Genomic DNA, 19,323 nt, shown 5'->3' with positions numbered 1-19,323 from the left:
CATTTTAAAAGCCTTTGGTATAGTCGAATGCAAACATCATCGTCTTTATTCCCAGCCTGATTGTGATTCTGGCTAGGACAGTGCGTCGTACCAAAACGTTTGTTATTGATTGTTTAGCACAGCTAATGACTGCTTCAGCTGCTGCGGCTTTGCCCAAGCTGGTGTTTGGTCCTTGGTCCGTAAAACTAAACGCAGGATCAATCGAAGCCAATTTCAGTGTCCTAGCTAACAACTCTGCAAATTCAGCTCGTGTTTCAATACCATTCGGATAAGCAATCTGCAAGTTTTTAAAGCTTTCTTCAATTAGCAAGAAAATTAACTAACATCTTTTTAACAGTTGCAGATTTAAGCGACATTGAAGTTGCTGTAAGCTTTATTTTGTCAGGCTCATCACCTCCTATAAGGGGTATTTATTAGTTAGCAGCATATCCAGCATCAACTCCCGTACAGGCTACAATTAACGATAAGGTGAAGCGAGTTGTTTTCACCTCAAATGGGCTAAAGGTAAATGAAATCGCATTGTCCGAAACAAGAATATCGCTATGTACAGCAACTTCCAGCATTTCGATTTCTGCTCAAGTTGCGATGTTTATTCAAAATATAACTTGACCGGATCGTTTGCTACTTGACCGATCCCATCATTCCAGCGACAAAATGTCTTTGCATTAAGAAGAAGATAAGCGCCGATGGCAATGTAGCAATAACTACTACCATCATAGTCACACCATAATCGAGTGTATAACCCGACTCAAGATTAGATATAAGTAATGGAATTGTCTGCTTTTCAGGTGATTGTAAAATGACCAATGGCCACAAGAAATTATTCCAACTAGCCATAAATGTAATAATTGCAGCGGCTGCATATGATGTCTTCATTGTCGGCATATAAATACGGAAAAAGATTCCAAGTTCACCTAGGCCATCAATCCGGCCTGCTTCAACCAATTCTCTAGCAAACATTTTTGTGTTTTGTCTAAAGAAAAAAATTAAAAAAGCGGTTGTCATAGTCGGCAAAATAACAGCTGCAAATGTATCAATGCCAATAAGCGGTACTGTTTGTGAAATTGCACCAAACATTCGATATAACGGAACCATCAATGCCGCAAATGGAATCATCATAGAAACTAGTAAAATATTAAAAACGACATCCTTTGATTTACTACGGTATATTTCGAATCCATAGCCAGCTAATGAAGCGATTAGCAGTGATAAAATCGTAGTAGTAACTGAAATGATAGCTGAATTTGTTAACGCTGGAACAATATCAACCATTTCAATTAAACTTTTAAAGTTCTCAATAAGATGACTTCCAGGTAGTAACCGTCCTTTCGTGACATCAACAGAGCTATTTGTGGAACTGACAATCATCCAGAAAAAAGGGAAAATAGAGATGATGGAAGCGATGATTAAGAATAAATAAGTAGATATTCTTTTTAATTTAATCATTTTTTATCACCCGCCAATTTAAATTGTATAAGTGCAAGTATGACAATAATAAAGACAACAAAATAAGAAACAGTCGCTGCGTAACCGAAGTCGGGTGTATATTTGAATGAAAGATTATAGATATATTGAGAGACCGTTGTTGTTGCATTACCTGGTCCACCTTTTGTAATGTTCATCACTTCATCAAACAGCTGTAATGTTCCAATTGTCGATGTAATAGAAGTGAATAAAATAATTGGTTTCAACATCGGAATTGTAATTTTGAAAAACTGTTGAAAGGCAGAAGCACCGTCTATCCTTGCTGCCTCATAAATTCCTCGATCAACGTTTTGAAGTGCTGACAAATAAAATATCATGTTATAGCCTGTCCAGCGCCATGTAATTGCGATTATTATGGTTACCTTCGCCCAAAATGGATCACTCAGCCAATGAATCCCTTCCGGAATCAATGAGAATTGGATTAATAATTTGTTGACAATACCATCTATTGCAAATAAATCTTTGAAAATGACAGAATAAGCGACAAGTGAAGTTACACAAGGTAAAAATATCGCTATCCTAAAAAAACCTCTAAATTTTAATGTATGATCATTCAAGAGAACGGAAAGAAACAAGCCTAGAATAATCATGATAGGTACCTGCACTATTAAAAAGATAAATGTGTTTGTAATTGCTGCTATAAACGTCTGGTCAGTAAATACACGTTTATAGTTACTTAATCCAACAAAGCTTAAATTGATTCCTGATCCTGATTGAAAAGAGAGAAGAAAAGCTTGAAACATTGGATAAAAATAAAACAGGAAAATCATAACCGCGGCTACACCTACAAAAATCCACCCCATTAAACCGGTTCTAAATCTAGTAATCATTTTTATTCACTTCCTTTTTATTATGAAGAACCTTAGACAAGTACAGTAGCAATTGTCTAAGGTTCAAGATGTTTAGTTCATTTACCGCTATCTATCGAAGTAAGGATGCGATAGAGCAGCAATTGTCTAAGGATCCTATTGTTTAATTCATTTCCCGTTATTTAAGTTGGGATTCCGCCTGCTTTTGAGCATCATTTAGGACATCATCGATATCTTTCCCATTCATATAGTTCTGCATTTCAACAGTAATAATGTCGTCGATTGCATATGTGTGCAGCCCGTAGTTAACACCTGGAACCTGCTCCATCCATTCAGCAAAGTCAGCGTAAATTTTTTGCCCTTGGAAAAATTCGTCTTCGATTTCATAGGCATCACCTTCAGAAGCTGGTTTATACGTACCAATTGCTCCAATCTCAGTGACTAACTGTTGATAAAATTCAGCGTCTGATCCAAATGTTTTACCTAGGAAGTCTGCTGCTTTTTCTGCACCCGGTATATCAAGTACATACCAAGAGCTTCCGCCTACATTCGATGCATTGGTTGCACCAGCGACTGTAAGAGTCGGTAGCGGAACGATCGCCCATTTACCAGATTGTGATTCTTCAGCTTTAATAGAAGGTGTAATCCAGTTTCCGGTCGGTACAGTTACGGTATCGCCAGAATTAATAATTCCAATAAATTGACCCCAATCAGAGTTTATCTTCACAATATTCGCGTCCAACATTGCCTTATATAATTCAAACGCTTCTTTCATCTTTTCGTTACCTGCTAGATCTGGTGTCACACCATCATCTTTCAGATACCAAGAGCCTGCAGATTGAATCATTATTTGAATGATTCTTAAATCGTTTGGATCAATTGTAATAAAGTCTTTTCCTGTTACTTCTTTCACCTTTTTCCCGATTTCTATATACTCCGACCAATCAATCCCTTTCATATCATCAATTGTATAACCCGCTTCTTCTAAATAATCAGTGCGGACATATAGACCTGTTACACCCGTATCAAATGGTAAACCATAGTTTTGGCCATTAAAGCTAGTAGGTGCTATTTTATATTCTGCAAAATCAGACACATTAAAGACATCTGTTAATGGGTAAAAAGCATCTGGAAATGATTGCAAAAAGCTCTGTGCTTGATAATCCTCAATCAAGGCAATATTAGGCAAACCTTTTGTTATTCCCGAACTTAAAGCTGTATTTAATTTTTGGACAATATCATCCTTGCCGTTTTCAATAATCGTGACATCTAAATCCGCATCTACTTTCTTATAATAATCTTTGGCAATATTTAGAGCCGCAAGATTATAATTTGGATCCCATGCCCAAACGGTGATCGGATCATCCTCTTTACCTTTATTGCTATCATTTTTGGAATCTGATGATGAACAGCCCACTAGCAGAAATATAGTTACTAATAATAAAACCATTATTTTTTTCATTACTTTACCCCCTAAAATGTTTTGAAAACGTTTACAAACATTAGATTATCATAAAAAAAGTAAAGATCGTTAGCACGATCTTTACTTCAATAGTTAAAATATTTAGTTATAATAACGCTTACTTATATTAATTTGTATTATCTTTAGTTTATTGGATTTTATTTGTATTCGTGATCGGTAGACGAACTCTAACTTTTGTACCTTTGTCTAATTGACTTGATATTTCTACACCATATGTCTCTCCATATAATAGTTTGATTCGTTCATTGACATTATTAATGCCAATCCCACTAAATAACTGACGTTTACTTTTGTAATTAGGAAGTTGCTGTTTAGGATTCATTTCCATACCGTCACCATTATCGATGACTTCACAAATGAGTGTTTCACCTTCTTGTCCAATCATAATATAAATGAACCCAGAACTTTTCTGATTAAATCCATGAAAAAATGCATTTTCAATAAAAGGTTGAATGATCAACTTAGGCAGCTGGTAAGTCAAGCAGTTAGGAGATATATAATAGTTCACTCTGATTCGTTCCCCGTAACGAGCATTGTTAATAAATACGTAGTTTTCCATATTTTTCAACTCTTCTTCAACTGTGATCGTTTCACTAACATTGCCCAGCGCATTTTGTAATAAAGAAATGAGTGCATGTATCATTTCCGATGCCTTTTCTCGATTTCCTTGCTGGACGATAATTTTGATAGATGCCAGTGTATTGTATAAAAAATGAGGATTAATTTGTTGTTGTAAAGCCGATAACTCTGCATTACGTTGTTTCTTCTGCGTGATCATTAACGCATCAACATACTCATGTAGTTCATCAATCATATGATTAAATTCAGTTGCAAGAAGATTAGTTTCATAACTACCTGAAACGGTGACGTAATGTTCAAAATCGTATTTTGACATACTGGAAATTTCTTTGACAAGACGGGTTAATGATTTCGTTAAACCTCTAGATATAATATAGACAAACAACAAGGCGACGCTTACGATTGAGATACTGATTACTATAATTGCCTTTGTATTAATGATATTATCTCGGACATATTTCCGATCAATTAAATTTATCAAATACATATCAAGTAATGGGAAATGTTTTGTTAGTACCATCTTTTCACTATTATTGAAATCAATTTGTTTATAGTTTAAGTTATGTTTATCCATATCAAGAGCATGATTTAATAATTCAGTGGCTTGTTGACCAATCATTTCAGTACGATTACTGGACACAATTATGCCGTTCCTATTTACAACAACAACATCATTACCTTCACTCGTATAATTCGTGAAAAATTGCCTAAAGCTAGGCTCCCTCATCGTAAAGTAAATTGTTCCATAGACACTTTCTGTATCCCCGTCAATTAATGCTTTGGTGGCAATGATTGTCGACTGTGGTTTGGTTCCTCTTTCCGTTTTCGGCTGGTCAAAGTGATATTGTAACCTCTTTGGATCATCATTCGTTTTTAGAGTAATCGGGTGATTTGGCAATGCTTGTTCAGAAATCTCCCAATATGGACGATTTGTCGAATAATAGCGTCCATTAATACCAAGTATAGTAATTCCGACATCATAAGCATCTAATTTTGAGTGAATGGGGCTCATCTGTGTAGCCATATTGTAATAAGATCTAGACATAGAAAGGGAATCTGCATCATTTTCCGTTAGAAACGTCATAATCGTTCTATTCTTCGAAATATTATTAGCCGCATTGGCAATTGAATGATTAAATGATTCAACACTTGTATTAATTTGATCAATTACTTTCGCATTTGTAATACTAAAAGTCTTCATGAATAAATTTTCAGACATCCGTAGTGTACTAAATGTAATTGTTACTGAAATTGTAATAATACTAATGACCATTACAATAAAAATTTTCACAAATAATCCAGATTTTTTAATGCGTTCAAGTATATAGATCATTCATTTCCGTCTCCTCGCGGCTAGTAAGTATTGTCGGCGATACTTACTGGGGGATGTTCCTATTAGATTTTTAAATACCCGAGAAAAGTAACTTTGATCTGAATAACCGACTAGTGAACTAATTTCCGCAATGGGCGTACTTCCATTTTCTAGCCATTCAATGGATTTTTCGATGCGAACTTTATTCAAGTATTCATTAAATCCCTGCTTATTATTCGTACCAAAATAATTGGATAAATAAGATGGATTATAATGAAAATGGTCTGCTAACACTGTTAAATTCAGTGGTTTTTCATAATTTTCATCAATATAATCTAGTAACCTATTCATGTTTGTAAGATTTGGATGTACGGGATTTTCCGCAATTACAGCACTTACTTCGGCTAAAAAACTCTCAAAATGTGTCAAAGCATCTGTTGCAATCATGGCCCCATCAATCGCGGAGAAATAGGCATATTTAGTCTGGTCTAATTCGATGTTTTTATATTCCATATTGCCCAAAAGGGTTGTTATATTAAATATAATATTGTTTAAAAATGACTTAAATACGAACTCGTCATTTGTATACTGTTGAACTAAAATTTGAATATGCTCATCTAAACTTTGAAAGGCTACCTTAAATTGTTGACGTTTAAACGCCTCTGTAAACTTCGCTAATTGAAAGCGATCTTCAATTTTTGGTGCCTTAGGTATTTCATCATAAATGAGCACGGTTGTATCAGGAAAATAAAAGCGATGATTAATGAATACTACTAATTCCTCTTGATAGTTGGTTTTTATATCATGAAAATTTAAAAATGGTTTTGTAAGTGCCCAGCCAAGGTTGAATTCAGAGAAAGTTAAGGATACTGCGATCATTTTAATGAATTGTTTGATCGACTCTAGTTGATGTGGTTCAAAGTTAAGTAAAAAGACTGAAATATCTTGATCTGCCGGTACGAATTGATATGTAATATGTGGGAGTCCTCGGTGAATTTCGTTTTCAACTTTTCTCGTTATTGACTGTAGATCAGAAAGCTTTTGCTTTCCGCGATTTTTAAAATCAACACCAAATAAACAATACTGACTATGTGGGAGAGACTGCATAATAATTGAATCGTCTTCATCAAACCCATATCCCATCATAATTTTATCGATCATTTTTTCCATTGAATTTACCGTATACCGGTCTTTAGTAGGCAGTATAAATCCAGGAATTTTATCTACTGTGGCTTTTAGAACTTTTAATAATCCGGCTTCCTCCAATTGTGGTTTGAGAATATAATCTGTAATGCCATGTTGGAATGTGGAGCGAACATAATCAAAATCACCAAAGCTACTTAAAATGATAATTTCTATCTGCGGGTAATTACCTTTTATTATTCTAGTTAGTTCCTCACCATCCATAACTGGCATTACCATATCTGTTATCACAATATGAGGTTGTATCTGTTCGATTAATTCGAGTGCTTCTTTTCCGTTCGAGGCTTCTCCAATAATTTGAAAGCCTTCCTGCTCCCAGTTAATAGAATGTTTAATCCCTTGTCTAATGAGCAATTCATCGTCAACAATTAATACTTTACAAAAATGATGTTTAGGCACAGTTTATTCTCCTTATTAACGAAGACAACGTTTACTTTATGCATTCCATTATAACATCTGCTCCCCATTTATACACTGTGTTATACAATAGCCGATTTGAACAGAAAACATGCATATTAATTTACTACTCAACTTTCGCAGTCCAATACAAGAAATTTAGTAATCAGATTTAGACAATTGGTGAAGGTAAAGGCTACATCAAAGAAAAAAACGACTGCATGGGTTGGTGTTCGGGCCTTTAAAGTGAAAATAGAAGTCATCTTGATGCGACCCAGCCGGAAAGAACTTGCTGCCAAAGATGGACGTCTAACTAAAATAGAAGAACTCTATTGTTGTCCTTCCCCTCGCCTGCTTGAAGGGAATTTGAAATTACCTGATCGGATAACAAATGCATAAAGCAGAAAAAAGCTATTTTCCCTATGTCATAAGGAAAATAGCTTTTATTTTTTATAGATGTTGTTTCCACCAATCTCCAGCGAAGACGCCTAAACGGGATCGACAAAGCGATAAGACAAAGGAGGGATGCAGTTCAATCCCTCCCCAATGGTGGTTTTTCATCAAGCTATTCGTGTGGGGCATCACTATGCGCCAAGCGTTGTTAATAAGCTTCACCTATTCAATCTATTAAACAAACTTCACCATTTTATAATTTTTCTTCCCACGGCGGACAATGATAAACGCATCTTCCAGACGATCCTCGGCATCTACTTCATAAGCCGTATCCGTCACACGCTCACCATTCAAAGAAATCGCACCATTCGTCACATCCTCACGTGCTTGACGCTTCGATGGCGACACACCCGACTCGACAATGAAATCGACAATATTTTTGTCTTCTTTCACCATTTCAAATGAAGGGACATCTTTAAACGCATCCTTCATTTCACTAGCCGTTAACGCCTTCAAATCACCGCTAAACAGTGCTTTGGAAATACGAATTGCTTGATCCAGTGCATCTTGACCGTGAATCAAACGCGTCATTTCTTCTCCTAACGTCAACTGTGCTTTGCGTAAATGTGGCTCTTCTTGCACCGAAACTTCCAATGCCTCAATTTGCTCACGTTCCATGAACGTGAAAATTTTCATGTATTTAATAACATCCGCGTCAGCTGTGTTAATCCAGAACTGGTAAAACTCGTACGGAGATGTTTTCGCTGCATCCAGCCATACCGCACCACTTGCACTTTTCCCAAACTTCGTACCATCAGCTTTCGTGACAAGTGGAATCGTAATCCCGAATGCCTTCGCTTCTTCTTCATGTGTTTTACGAATCACTTCAAGACCTGTTGTAATATTTCCCCACTGATCCGAGCCACCAATTTGCACACGGCAGTTGTAGTTGTTGTAAAGATGGTTAAAGTCAATTCCTTGAATTAACATATATGAGAATTCAGTAAAGGAAATACCACCTTCAAGGCGCGACGCTACATTATCTTTCGCTAGCATATAATTGACGCCTAATAGTTTTCCATAATCACGTAAAAATTCGATAATACTCAGCGAGCCAATCCAATCATGATTATTAACCATTTGTGCGCCATTATCCGTATTAAAATCAAAAATTCGTTCCAACTGACCTTTAATACCCTCAACGTTTTTCGCAATTTGATCCGTTGTCTGAAGCTGTCTTTCATCAGAACGGCCTGATGGATCCCCAATCATGCCCGTTGCTCCACCGACAAGTAAAATCGGACGATGCCCATGCATCTGAAAACGACGAAGCGTTAGCAATGGGACGATATGGCCAATATGCATACTATCTGCCGTTGGGTCAACACCGCAATACAGGGAAATTTTTTCTTCGTCCAACACTTTTTCAAGACCTTGTTCATCAGTCTGTTGGTACAATAAGCCTCTCCACTTTAAATCTTCCATCAGTGCATTCGTCATTAAAATTCCCCCTAAAATGTTAGATAAAACTACTACAGGTACTTGTGCTAGATACAAAAAAGCCCCTGCACGATTAAAAAACCATGCAGGGACGCTAATCACATCATTAACGCGGTACCACCCAGCTTGAGAATAAATTCTCCGCTCAATATGCACTAACGCCGCATCCGCGCCACACTCCAAAGTTGTAATTCATGCACGGTGTACCGAACAGCTTCCACCACCCGCTGTCTCTCTAAACGGTTCCATCGCCACTACTCCGACTTCTTCAACATGTAAATAAATATATACCACCCATTCTAACTTAAATTCATAAATTGTCAAATATTATCGATAGCCAACACTAAAAATGTGCTATACTAGGTAAGATTTTAGGAGGCGATTACTTGCGTGAACGTAGAAAAAACCGACTTGACCTTATAGAAGAAAAAATTGAAAAGATGACTCAAACAAAATGGGCAACAGGGATGCGCATCACTTCTGGCGTTGTCTGGAACCTATTTTTACTGTTCATCATTTTCGGACTAACATTAACCGTTTTTGCAGCTTCAGTCGGTGCTGGTTATTTTGCTTCTTTAGTGGCAAAAGAACCACTTCGACCCAAAGGAGAAATGCGTGACGCTATTTTCAATTATGAGGAAACGTCCGAAATTTACCTTGCGGGTGATGTATATATCGGTAAAGTCAACTCAGATATCGAGAGAAAAGATATAAAACTTAACGAAGTCTCTCCTTATGTTATTGATGCCGTATTCGCAACAGAAGATGAATACTTTAAAGAGCATAATGGAATTGTTCCAAAAGCCATTTTCCGTGGACTCTTTCAAGACGTTACAAATTCCGATAACCAAACGGGAGGCTCGACACTTACACAACAGCTGATAAAAAATCAAATTTTAACAAACGAAGTGTCCTACGAACGGAAAGCAAAAGAAATTCTACTTGCCATGAGAATCGAACATTTCATGGAAAAAGATGAAATTTTAGAAGCCTATTTAAACATCATTCCATACGGACGAAATGCCAATGGACAAAATATCGCGGGTATCGAAACGGCTGCGAGTGGGATTTTCGATAAAAAAGCGTCAAATTTGAATTTAGCACAAGCTGCATTCATCGCTGGAATTCCACAAGCACCTTTCGCCTATACACCTTTTAAAAGTGGCGGCGGGCTAAAAGATGAAGAATATCTTAAACCCGGCATCGACCGGATGAAAACCGTTCTTTTTAGAATGAAAGAAACAGATTACATTACGCAACAACAATACGATGAAGCGATAGCCTATGATATTACAAAGGACTTCCGCGAACCCGCTTTACGTGCGAATGAAAAGTATCCGTATTTAACACAAGAAATCCAAAATCGCACCGTCGACATCCTTGCAAAAATCATCGCTGAAAAAGACGGCGTTGATCCTGATCGTCTTGATAAGGAAAAGAAACTCAGCGAAAAGTACAACATTTTGGCAAATCGCTCAATGAAGAATGATGGATATAGAATTTATTCAACTGTCAATAAGAACTTGTATGACAAGATGAATGAAGTCGGTAAGTCATTCGAACATTACGGATTCACCTATACCCAAGAAGTAAAAGATCCAGATTCCGGTGAAGTGGAATTGAAGGAAGACCCCGTCCAAGTCGGTGCAATCATGATTGAAAACAGTACGGGTAAAATTCTATCCTTTATCGGTGGACGCGATCATAGTCAAGTCAATTATAATCACGCTACACAAGCGTATAGACAAAATGGTTCTTCGATGAAGCCGCTCCTAGTCTATGCACCAGCCATCGAATATGGCGTTATAGGAGCTGGTAGTCCCGTCGTCGATGTGAAATTTAGCGTACCACAATCCAACGGCAAACCATGGGCACCAAGCAATTACACTAAATCGCTGGAACGCGGTATTATACCAGCCAGAAAAGCACTTGCAGAATCATTGAACTTGGCTACGGCACGACTATATAAAGATATTATCGATCGCCGACCAGCCGAATTTCTTGCTAAGATGGGCATTTCAAAATTAACGCCAGGCGACTACGTGAACTATGCCACCTCTTATGGAGGAATGGATGTCGGTATGAGTGTGGAAGAGAATACAAATGCCTTTGCAACATTTGCAAACGGTGGACAGTTCATTGATGCATACATCATAGAGAAAATTGAAGATAAGAATGGCAATATCGTTTACGAACATAAAATTGAACCTGTTGACGTATTCAGTCCAGAAACAAGTTATATTATCACTGATATGCTGCGGGATGTTTTGAAACCTGGTGGCACAGCCACACGGGTTCCACAAAATCTTAATTTTTCTATGGACCTAGCGGCTAAAACAGGAACAACGCAAGATTTCGGGGATGCATGGCTCGTTGGTTACAACCCGAATGTCTCCCTTGGCGTTTGGCTTGGTTACAAGGATCAAAAGCGAAGCCTTTATAACGGACTTGAAAGGCAAACATTACACCCTTCTAAAAGGACGAGTATGTTGTTCGCCCGCATCATGAATGCTGCAAACGAAGCAACTCCGGATTTAATTGGCGCTACTTCGAAGTTCAGCCAACCAGAAGGCGTGGTAACCAGATCTTTCTGTGGTATATCTGGTCTAGCCCCTTCAGCTTCCTGTTCAGCTGCCGGACTTGTAAAATCTGATTTATTTAACGCAAAAGTGATGTTACCGACACAACAAGATGATAGCATCATCTCTTCTTCCTATGTGATGATAAAAGGAGAAAGATATCTTGCACACTCTTCCACACCATCAGAGTTTGTATCATCGGGTGGTACGGGTGTCAACGAAGCCTTTATCAAGAGAATGCTTGGACCTTGGAAAGGTAATGCTTCTAAATTATTCCCGGAGAACTCGGCTTTTGCCTCCAACATTGTGTCTGGCTCCGTATTTGAAGCGGACAATGTAGCACCCGCACACGTAGAACTTAAGGTAAACGGGACAACCATGACATGGAATGATTCGTTTTCCCGTGATGTGGTTGGCTATTACGTCTATGAGGACGGTGTAAAGGTTGCTGTCATAAGGGACCAATCATCAAACTCTTACTCGATGGGAAGCGGTACCTATACTGTAAGAGCTGTTGATATTACCGGAAAACTTTCGGACTACTCCAATGTCGCGACGATCGAGACAATGAAACCTAGTGAAGATGAAGAAGAAATACAGCCACCTGTAACACCACCAGATAACGGGGACGGAAATGATGTGGATACTCCATCCGCTGACGATATCCCTGATGACATTTGGACCGATTAACTATCATTTAAGAGTCTATGTCAGTACTTATACACAGCACGATTTCTGAGACACTAAAAAAGGCTTGCCCACTATTTTTTAATAGTAGGTAAGCCTTTTTACTTTTCAGTTCAATTTCAATCTTCCATTGTCGACAAATCACCTGTCGGTAAATCTAATTCCCAAGCTTTCAACACGCGGCGCATAATTTTTCCGCTTCTTGTTTTTGGCAACTTGTCCTTAAATTCGATTTCGCGTGGAGCAGCATGTGCAGCAAGCCCCTTTTTAACAAATGTCCTAATATTTTCTTTTAACTCATCTGTCGGCTCATAGCCATCGTGAAGTGCAACAAACGCTTTGATAATTTCTCCACGGACCGGATCTGGTTTTCCAATGACACCCGCTTCGACAATCGCAGGATGTTCAAGTAGTTTACTCTCTACTTCGAACGGACCTACGCGCTCTCCACTTGTCATAATCACATCATCTACACGTCCCTGGAAGAAGAAGTAGCCATCCTCATCGACGTACGCTGAGTCACCTGACACATACCATTCGCCATTCATGAAGTAGGAGTCGTATTTCTCAGGATTGTTCCAGATTTGCCGCATCATAGCCGGCCACCCTTTTTTGATAGCCAAATTACCCATATGGTTCGGTGGTAAGATATTTCCTTGATCATCAACAATGGCTGCTTCAATTCCTGGAACTGGTTTTCCCATTGAACCCGGCTTAATTGGCAGACAGCCGAAGTTACAAATCGTCTGCGCACCTGTTTCTGTCATCCACCATGTGTCATGGATACGAAGTTTAAACGCCTCTGATCCCCAGCGAATAACTTCTGGGTTAAGCGGTTCGCCAACGGATAGAATATGGCGCAGTGAAGAAAGATCGTATTTTCTTAATGGTCCTTCTCCTACCCCCATAAGCATTCTGAACGCAGTAGGCGCACTGTACCAGACTGTCACACCATACTCCTCAATGGCTTCGTACCAAGTTTCTGATGAGAATCTTCCGCCAACCACTAAAACTGTCGCACCTGCGAGCATAGGACCAAAAATGCCATAGGCCGTACCCGTTACCCAACCAGGGTCTGCCGTACACCAGAAAGTATCCTCATCATTCAAATCCAGTACCCAACGCGTTGTTTGGAGTTGTTGTACCATGGCTTCTTGAACATGCAAGACCCCTTTTGGTTTCCCCGTTGAACCTGAAGTATAATGCAGGACTGTCGGGTCCTCTCGATCCATCCATTCTACTTGAAAGTGCGGCGATGAATCTTTCATGTATTTGTTATAGTCTACAATAATGCCTTCTTCTTTTATGTCCTCCCCAACCAGGAAAATCGTTTTCAAATGAGGTAACTTGTCGACAGGAATTCGGTCAACAAGTGCCGGTGTTGTTATAATTGCCGTCGCTTCACTATCCGATAGCCGATCGTAGACTGCACCTTCCATGAATGCTTCGAAAAGTGGCCCCACGATAGCTCCTAATTTCAATGCGCCTAACAAAGCAAAATACAATTCTGGGGAGCGTGGCATGAAGATGAAAATCCGGTCCCCTTTTTCAAGTGATGATTGATTACGCAGTACATTTGCTGCTTTATTGGACATTTTCTTCATGTCTCTATAAGTATATGATTCTTTTCGTTCTGCATCTTTATAATAAAGCGCAACCTTGTTTTTGCGATAGGAGTTTGCATGACGATCTACTGCTTCATGAGCAATATTGATCAGACCACTTTCAAACCAACTAAATTCTTTTTCTACTTCTGCCCAACTAAAATCTGCAACCATACGATCATAGTTTGCTAATTGAAAATCCCCTTGAACTACTGGCAACATTTTCATTACCATCCATCTCACCCTTTCAGAAAATATTCACACTTTTCATTCTACCTTATTTTATATCTAATTAGCTAACTAATTCTATTCTTCGGATTGTTCCAACTTTGTTAGAATGCATTGGATTTTCTTTCTTGTATTTGTTGTATACTAGGGGTATGTGTATATCTAATGGGACGGTGATCAAATTGGAACATATAAAAACATATAACGCAGCAGAAATTAAGCATAAGAACGGCAGTATTATTATTGAAGGGCCCATATCGGCCGGAGATCTTGCAAGTTTTGAATTCCATGAAGAGCTTGTCGCATTTAGGCCCGCTCCCCAGCAACATAAAGCATTGGTCGAAATTGCGGCACTTCCAGAAGGACGTATTCTGATTGTACGCGATATGGATACAATCGTCGGCTACGTCACCTACTTGTATCCAGATCCACTAGAGCGCTGGTCGCAGGGAAGAATGGAAAATCTGATTGAACTCGGGGCTATTGAAGTGATTCCTAAGTTTCGGGGTGGCGGTGTCGGTAAAACTCTACTACAAGTCTCTATGATGGACGAAGCAATGGAAGACTATATCATTTTGACAACAGAATATTACTGGCACTGGGATTTGAAAGGCACCAAGCTAAATGTTTGGGAATACCGAAAAGTAATGGAAAAGATGATGAACGCAGGTGGTTTGGAGTACTACGCAACAGATGATCCAGAAATATGTTCACACCCCGCCAATTGCTTAATGGCACGGATTGGCAATAGGATTGACCAAGATTCTATCCAGCAGTTCGATAGTTTACGGTTCATGAACCGATTCATGTATTGAAAGGGGCGCTAGTCAAATGCTAATTGAGGAAATCATGATCAAAGACGTCACAACCCTTACAACCAACAACACAGTGAAAGACGCACTTCAAACAATGCGTAACAAAAAAATTCGTCATGTCCCTATCCTTTCGACTGAAGGGCTAGTAGTCGGTATTGTGACGGATCGAGACATAAAAGAAATAGTCCCATCCTCTATTGCCGAAATAGTTGACCAAAGCATATACGATACGCCGCTTGCCAAAATCATGTCAACGAACTTGATTATCGGTCATCCGATGGATTTTGTGGAAGAAGCGGCCGTCATATTCTATGACAATAAAATCGGAGCCCTTCCAATAGTCTCCAACAATAAGCTTGTTGGGATTATCACGGAAACCGATTTACTCTACAAATATATTGAATTAACAGGTGCACACCAACCTGGTTCACAAATCGAAGTACGCGTACCTAACGTACCCGGCATTCTGTTTGAGGTATCTAAAGTCTTTTATGAACAGAAAACCAATGTATTAAGCGTGCTTGTTTATCCTGATAAGACGAACGAAACCACTAAAATTTTGGTCATTCGCATCAACTCTATGAATCCACTAAACAGCATCCAAGGATTGAAAGATAGCGGGTTTGAGGTTCTTTGGCCAAACGTGCCAGGTATAGTCATATGAAGAAAAATGCCACGTTCATCTTTTCTGAAGAGCAACTTAGGTACTCATTTTCTGACACACACCCGTTCAATCAAAAAAGAATTCTATTAACCCTTGATCTATTAAAAAAGTATGGGGCGATAGAGGACAGCGACATCATTCCACCTCGCATGGCAACGGATGAGGAACTACTGCTTGCACATGATAGCAAGTATATCGACATTGTAAAAAAGGCAGGGAAAGGAGAATTGCATAAAGATATTGGAGATGTTTACGGCATCGGCACAGATGATACCCCCATTTTCCCAAATATGCACGAAGCCAGTGCCCTGCTCGTTGGTGGCACACTGACAGCAGTAGATGCAGTCATGGAAGGCCGCACAAAGTATGCATTGAATCTTGGCGGCGGACTTCATCATGGATTCCATGGACGGGCTTCCGGTTTTTGTGTCTACAATGATAGTTCCGTTGCGATTAAATACATGCAGAAGAAGTACGGAGCACGCGTCCTGTATATCGACACCGATGCCCATCACGGAGACGGGGTTCAGTGGACTTTCTACGATGATCCATCCGTTTGTACACTCTCAATCCATGAAACTGGTCGCTATCTCTTCCCTGGCACGGGTAATATTACGGAACGTGGGAATGGCACGGGCTACGGTACTTCCTTCAATTTTCCGATTGATGCATTTACAGAGGACGAGTCGTTTCTATCTATTTATCGGTCAGCAATAACTGAAGTGACGGAATTTTTCAAACCCGATGTCATTCTGACTCAAAATGGGGCCGACGCACATTACTTCGATCCGTTAACCCATTTATATGGAACAATGGCGATTTACAAAGAAATACCACGTATTGCCCGGGAAATGGCCGATCAGTATTGTGATGGTCGATGGATTGCCGTTGGGGGCGGGGGCTACGACATCTGGCGTGTTGTACCAAGAGCCTGGGCCCTTATTTGGTTGGCCATGACGAAAGATGTAGCACCTACCGGCCCTCTTCCAGAAGACTGGCTCACGGCATGGCAAGATCAGTCTCCCGTGTCACTCATTCCAACATGGGAGGATCCAAAAACACTCTATGAGGCCGTCCCACGGAAAGCTGAAATCAATGAGAAGAACGCACAAATGCTTAGTCGGGCCTTACATACGATCCGAAATGAACAACAATTAAATTGACCTAGAACAATAGAGTTGAAGGGTTGAAGGGTTGAAGGGTTGAAGGGTTGAAGGGTTGAAGGGTTGAAGGGTTGAAGCCTTGACGCTAAATCCTGATGTCTTAACTTATCCCCAGTTCGGGACTTCATCATTCCCAATACAATAAAAAAACGGGCAATCTTATCTAGTTGATAAGATTGCCCGTTTTTCATTTCGTTGAATCGCGTTCTTCGAGCCTAAATGGTAAAATGACCTGCTTGTCATCTACTTCTTCACCATTCATCAATTTTGTTAATAAACGCATGGAAACTGCACCCAAATCATATAACGGCACTACAATTGAGGTCAATTGTGGCCTAATCACCCTTGCCAAAATAGAATGTTCAAAACAAATTAGTTCATAGTCTTCTGGAACAGATAGACCGCTATCCCTAATCCCGTTCAACAATCCGACAGCTAGTACATCACTTCCTGCGAAAATAGCTGTGGGTGCCTCTTGTAATTCTGTGATTTGTTTGTATGCTTCATAGGCGCCATCATACGTATTATCAATTTCAATGCTTAATGCCTCGTCAACAGATAGATTTGCTTCCTGAAGTGCACGAACATACCCTGCCCTCTTACTTATACGATTGATATCTTTAGTGAGTGGGCCAGAAGCAAACACAATTCGTTCATGACCATTTGAGATTAACTTATTGACTGCCTCATACGCCGCTTCTTCAAAATCAATATTTACCGTTGCTAATTGTTTTTCAACATCCAAGGTCCCCACCAAAACAATTGGAACATTCGCTGTCGACATCTCTTTCCGTACCTCATCAGAAACGGAGTCACTCATGAAAATAAGCCCGTCCACCTGTTTACCTAGATGGTCCTCAATCAGTGCTACTTCCCTCGCCGTACGCTCATCGGAATTTGACAATATAATATTATATTCGTACATTGTCGCAACATCTGCTATCCCACGAGACAGTTCAGAATAGAAGTTTTTCGAGATATCGGGAACAATGACCCCGATTGTTGTAGTTTTTTTACTAGCAAGTCCCCTTGCCACAGCATTTGGTCGATAACCAAGCCGTTCGATGCAGTCAAGCACTTTTTTCCTTGTTGCAGGCTTGACGTTTTGATTGCCATTAACGACACGGGAAACGGTTGCCATCGAAACGTTTGCCTCCCTGGCGACGTCGTAAATCGTTACAGCCATTGATTTTACTCCTTTCGTCCACTTAATATAGTATAATTCGTCACGCTACATTAAGTCAAAACGCCGGAACCATAAAAGGTCCGGCGTCTGCATATTAGATTGTTTGATGGGTGTTCATGAATCGTTGAATGGCTTCGTAGAATTCCTCAAACTGTTGCAAGTCCATTTGTTGTGCAGAATCAGACAATGCGACAGCTGGATCTGGATGCACTTCTGCCATTACTCCATCCGCGCCTACTGCAATTGCAGCTTTTGCTGTTGGTAGTAACAAATCTTTTCTACCCGTCGAATGCGTAACATCAACGAATACTGGTAAATGCGTTTCTTGTTTCAAAATTGGAACAGCTGAGATATCTAGCGTGTTACGAGTTGCCCGTTCGTATGTACGGATACCACGTTCACAAAGAATAATTTGGCTATTTCCTTTTGACATAATATATTCAGCAGCATGGATGAATTCATCGATTGTTGCAGCTAAACCGCGTTTTAGAAGTACCGGCTTATTAATCATACCAGCTTCCTTCAATAATTCGAAGTTTTGCATATTACGTGCACCAATTTGTACAACATCAATGTAATCCATTGCTTCTTCAAGATGTGAAGGTGTAATGATTTCCGTTACAACTGACAGACCTGTTTCTTCAGAAACGCGCTTCAAGATTTTCAAACCTTCTAAGCCTAGTCCTTGGAAGTCGTATGGTGAAGTACGTGGTTTGTATGCGCCGCCTCGAATCATCGTCAATCCTTTAGCTTTAATGGACTGTGCAACAGCTAGTACTTGCTCATATGATTCAACTGCACATGGACCATAAATGAATGATGGTTTACCATCACCGACCTTATGACCATTAATATCAACAATTGTATCCTCCGCTTTGCGTTTACGTGATACAAGTAATGCATTACGTTGGTCATCTTCCTGAATTTCAAGTGCAGACATGAAAATCCCTTTAAAGATCTGCTCAAGAATTCCATTTGGCAACGGACCGTTGTTGTATTCTTTCAGGGAGTTAAGCATTTCCCGCTCACGGATTGGGTCATATCGATTAACACCTTGCTTCTCTTTTACTTTCCCAATTTCTTGAACCGCTGCTGTTCTTTCGTTAATGAGATCCAAAACTTTGATGTTTAGCTCGTTTACATGACTGCGTAATTGTTCCAATTCATTTTGCTTCATCTGTCCGTCTCCTCCCCCACATATGATTCCCTTTCCGAAGAGGGGAATATATGTTACATT

Annotated in this window: 16 protein-coding genes and 1 other annotated feature; of the genes, 5 read left to right on the top strand and 11 right to left on the bottom strand. The window is 39.5% G+C overall.

The features are described 5' to 3' along the window. Nucleotides 1-4: 4 nt before the first annotated feature. The 7 genes from ACIQ0H_RS10560 to ACIQ0H_RS10530 form a co-directional block, all read right to left on the bottom strand. Nucleotides 5-310, bottom strand: coding sequence for a hypothetical protein (locus ACIQ0H_RS10560; protein ID WP_403414085.1), 306 nt, complete (start codon nucleotides 308-310; stop codon nucleotides 5-7). Nucleotides 311-413: 103 nt separating this feature from the next. After that, complete coding sequence (locus ACIQ0H_RS10555; RefSeq protein WP_403414083.1) at nucleotides 414-563, bottom strand: hypothetical protein; 150 nt, start codon at nucleotides 561-563, stop codon at nucleotides 414-416. 58 nt (nucleotides 564-621) lie between these two features. Continuing rightward, a complete protein-coding gene (locus tag ACIQ0H_RS10550) occupies nucleotides 622-1,446 on the bottom strand; it encodes a carbohydrate ABC transporter permease (RefSeq protein ID WP_403414081.1) in 825 nt (274 codons plus the stop codon). Then, nucleotides 1,443-2,315: a carbohydrate ABC transporter permease gene (locus tag ACIQ0H_RS10545; RefSeq protein WP_403414079.1), complete on the bottom strand. Its 873-nt coding sequence runs from the start codon at nucleotides 2,313-2,315 to the stop codon at nucleotides 1,443-1,445. The genes ACIQ0H_RS10550 and ACIQ0H_RS10545 overlap by 4 nt, the downstream gene beginning before the upstream one ends. Nucleotides 2,316-2,472: 157 nt before the next feature. Continuing rightward, nucleotides 2,473-3,756, bottom strand: a complete 1,284-nt coding sequence (locus ACIQ0H_RS10540; protein WP_403414077.1) for an ABC transporter substrate-binding protein — start codon at nucleotides 3,754-3,756, stop codon at nucleotides 2,473-2,475. Nucleotides 3,757-3,904: 148 nt separating this feature from the next. Next, nucleotides 3,905-5,689, bottom strand: coding sequence for a cache domain-containing sensor histidine kinase (locus ACIQ0H_RS10535; RefSeq protein WP_403414075.1), 1,785 nt, complete (start codon nucleotides 5,687-5,689; stop codon nucleotides 3,905-3,907). Further along, nucleotides 5,690-7,270: a response regulator transcription factor gene (locus ACIQ0H_RS10530; protein WP_403414073.1), complete on the bottom strand. Its 1,581-nt coding sequence runs from the start codon at nucleotides 7,268-7,270 to the stop codon at nucleotides 5,690-5,692. 177 nt (nucleotides 7,271-7,447) lie between these two features. On the opposite strand from ACIQ0H_RS10530, the gene ACIQ0H_RS10525 reads away from it, so the two are divergent. After that, nucleotides 7,448-7,666, top strand: a complete 219-nt coding sequence (locus ACIQ0H_RS10525) for a hypothetical protein (RefSeq protein ID WP_403414072.1) — start codon at nucleotides 7,448-7,450, stop codon at nucleotides 7,664-7,666. Between the two features lie 228 nt (nucleotides 7,667-7,894). Here the strand turns inward: ACIQ0H_RS10525 and tyrS are convergent, their stop codons facing one another. Continuing rightward, on the bottom strand, nucleotides 7,895-9,160 hold the full coding sequence (tyrS, locus tag ACIQ0H_RS10520) for a tyrosine--tRNA ligase (protein WP_403414070.1): 1,266 nt from the start codon (nucleotides 9,158-9,160) through the stop codon (nucleotides 7,895-7,897). Between the two features lie 84 nt (nucleotides 9,161-9,244). Further along, nucleotides 9,245-9,441, bottom strand: a binding site (T-box leader). A gap of 159 nt (nucleotides 9,442-9,600) precedes the next feature. Here tyrS and ACIQ0H_RS10515 point away from each other — a divergent pair. After that, the gene (locus ACIQ0H_RS10515) at nucleotides 9,601-12,429 is read left to right on the top strand and encodes a transglycosylase domain-containing protein (RefSeq protein ID WP_403414523.1); all 2,829 of its coding nucleotides are present in this window, start codon (nucleotides 9,601-9,603) and stop codon (nucleotides 12,427-12,429) included. 116 nt (nucleotides 12,430-12,545) lie between these two features. On the opposite strand, the gene acsA is transcribed toward ACIQ0H_RS10515, so the two are convergent. Further along, on the bottom strand, nucleotides 12,546-14,264 hold the full coding sequence (acsA, locus tag ACIQ0H_RS10510) for an acetate--CoA ligase (RefSeq protein ID WP_403414068.1): 1,719 nt from the start codon (nucleotides 14,262-14,264) through the stop codon (nucleotides 12,546-12,548). 176 nt (nucleotides 14,265-14,440) lie between these two features. Here acsA and ACIQ0H_RS10505 point away from each other — a divergent pair, with 176 nt between their 5' ends. From ACIQ0H_RS10505 to ACIQ0H_RS10495, 3 genes are read left to right on the top strand one after another with little or no spacing between them, the layout of a single operon-like run. After that, on the top strand, nucleotides 14,441-15,073 hold the full coding sequence (locus ACIQ0H_RS10505; protein ID WP_403414066.1) for a GNAT family N-acetyltransferase: 633 nt from the start codon (nucleotides 14,441-14,443) through the stop codon (nucleotides 15,071-15,073). 16 nt (nucleotides 15,074-15,089) lie between these two features. Continuing rightward, nucleotides 15,090-15,737, top strand: a complete 648-nt coding sequence (locus ACIQ0H_RS10500) for an acetoin utilization AcuB family protein (RefSeq protein ID WP_403414064.1) — start codon at nucleotides 15,090-15,092, stop codon at nucleotides 15,735-15,737. Next, on the top strand, nucleotides 15,734-16,900 hold the full coding sequence (locus ACIQ0H_RS10495) for an acetoin utilization protein AcuC (protein ID WP_403414062.1): 1,167 nt from the start codon (nucleotides 15,734-15,736) through the stop codon (nucleotides 16,898-16,900). The genes ACIQ0H_RS10500 and ACIQ0H_RS10495 overlap by 4 nt, the downstream gene beginning before the upstream one ends. A gap of 187 nt (nucleotides 16,901-17,087) precedes the next feature. On the opposite strand, the gene ccpA is transcribed toward ACIQ0H_RS10495, so the two are convergent. Both ccpA and ACIQ0H_RS10485 read right to left on the bottom strand, forming a co-directional pair. Beyond that, nucleotides 17,088-18,086: a catabolite control protein A gene (ccpA, locus tag ACIQ0H_RS10490; RefSeq protein WP_403414060.1), complete on the bottom strand. Its 999-nt coding sequence runs from the start codon at nucleotides 18,084-18,086 to the stop codon at nucleotides 17,088-17,090. Nucleotides 18,087-18,180: 94 nt separating this feature from the next. Beyond that, on the bottom strand, nucleotides 18,181-19,263 hold the full coding sequence (locus tag ACIQ0H_RS10485; protein ID WP_403414059.1) for a bifunctional 3-deoxy-7-phosphoheptulonate synthase/chorismate mutase: 1,083 nt from the start codon (nucleotides 19,261-19,263) through the stop codon (nucleotides 18,181-18,183). Nucleotides 19,264-19,323: the final 60 nt, after the last annotated feature.

This window comes from Sporosarcina sp. NPDC096371 (assembly GCF_044762865.1).
Classification (GTDB): Bacteria; Bacillota; Bacilli; order Bacillales_A; family Planococcaceae; genus Sporosarcina.
Note: the sequence above shows the minus strand (reverse complement) of the source record. Positions and strands in the feature narration are given on the sequence as shown.

Excerpts from the sequence above, each read along its gene's own strand:
- ACIQ0H_RS10485 (WP_403414059.1), bottom strand. The coding sequence starts at position 19,263 with ATGAAGCAAAATGAATTGGAACAATTACGCAGTCATGTAAACGAGCTA.
- tyrS (WP_403414070.1), bottom strand. The coding sequence starts at position 9,160 with ATGACGAATGCACTGATGGAAGATTTAAAGTGGAGAGGCTTATTGTAC.
- acsA (WP_403414068.1), bottom strand. The coding sequence starts at position 14,264 with ATGGTAATGAAAATGTTGCCAGTAGTTCAAGGGGATTTTCAATTAGCA.
- ACIQ0H_RS10550 (WP_403414081.1), bottom strand. The coding sequence starts at position 1,446 with ATGATTAAATTAAAAAGAATATCTACTTATTTATTCTTAATCATCGCT.
- ACIQ0H_RS10555 (WP_403414083.1), bottom strand. The coding sequence starts at position 563 with ATGCTGGAAGTTGCTGTACATAGCGATATTCTTGTTTCGGACAATGCG.
- ccpA (WP_403414060.1), bottom strand. The coding sequence starts at position 18,086 with ATGGCTGTAACGATTTACGACGTCGCCAGGGAGGCAAACGTTTCGATG.
- ACIQ0H_RS10500 (WP_403414064.1), top strand. The coding sequence starts at position 15,090 with ATGCTAATTGAGGAAATCATGATCAAAGACGTCACAACCCTTACAACC.
- ACIQ0H_RS10495 (WP_403414062.1), top strand. The coding sequence starts at position 15,734 with ATGAAGAAAAATGCCACGTTCATCTTTTCTGAAGAGCAACTTAGGTAC.
- ACIQ0H_RS10545 (WP_403414079.1), bottom strand. The coding sequence starts at position 2,315 with ATGATTACTAGATTTAGAACCGGTTTAATGGGGTGGATTTTTGTAGGT.
- ACIQ0H_RS10540 (WP_403414077.1), bottom strand. The coding sequence starts at position 3,756 with ATGAAAAAAATAATGGTTTTATTATTAGTAACTATATTTCTGCTAGTG.
- ACIQ0H_RS10535 (WP_403414075.1), bottom strand. The coding sequence starts at position 5,689 with ATGATCTATATACTTGAACGCATTAAAAAATCTGGATTATTTGTGAAA.
- ACIQ0H_RS10515 (WP_403414523.1), top strand. The coding sequence starts at position 9,601 with ATGACTCAAACAAAATGGGCAACAGGGATGCGCATCACTTCTGGCGTT.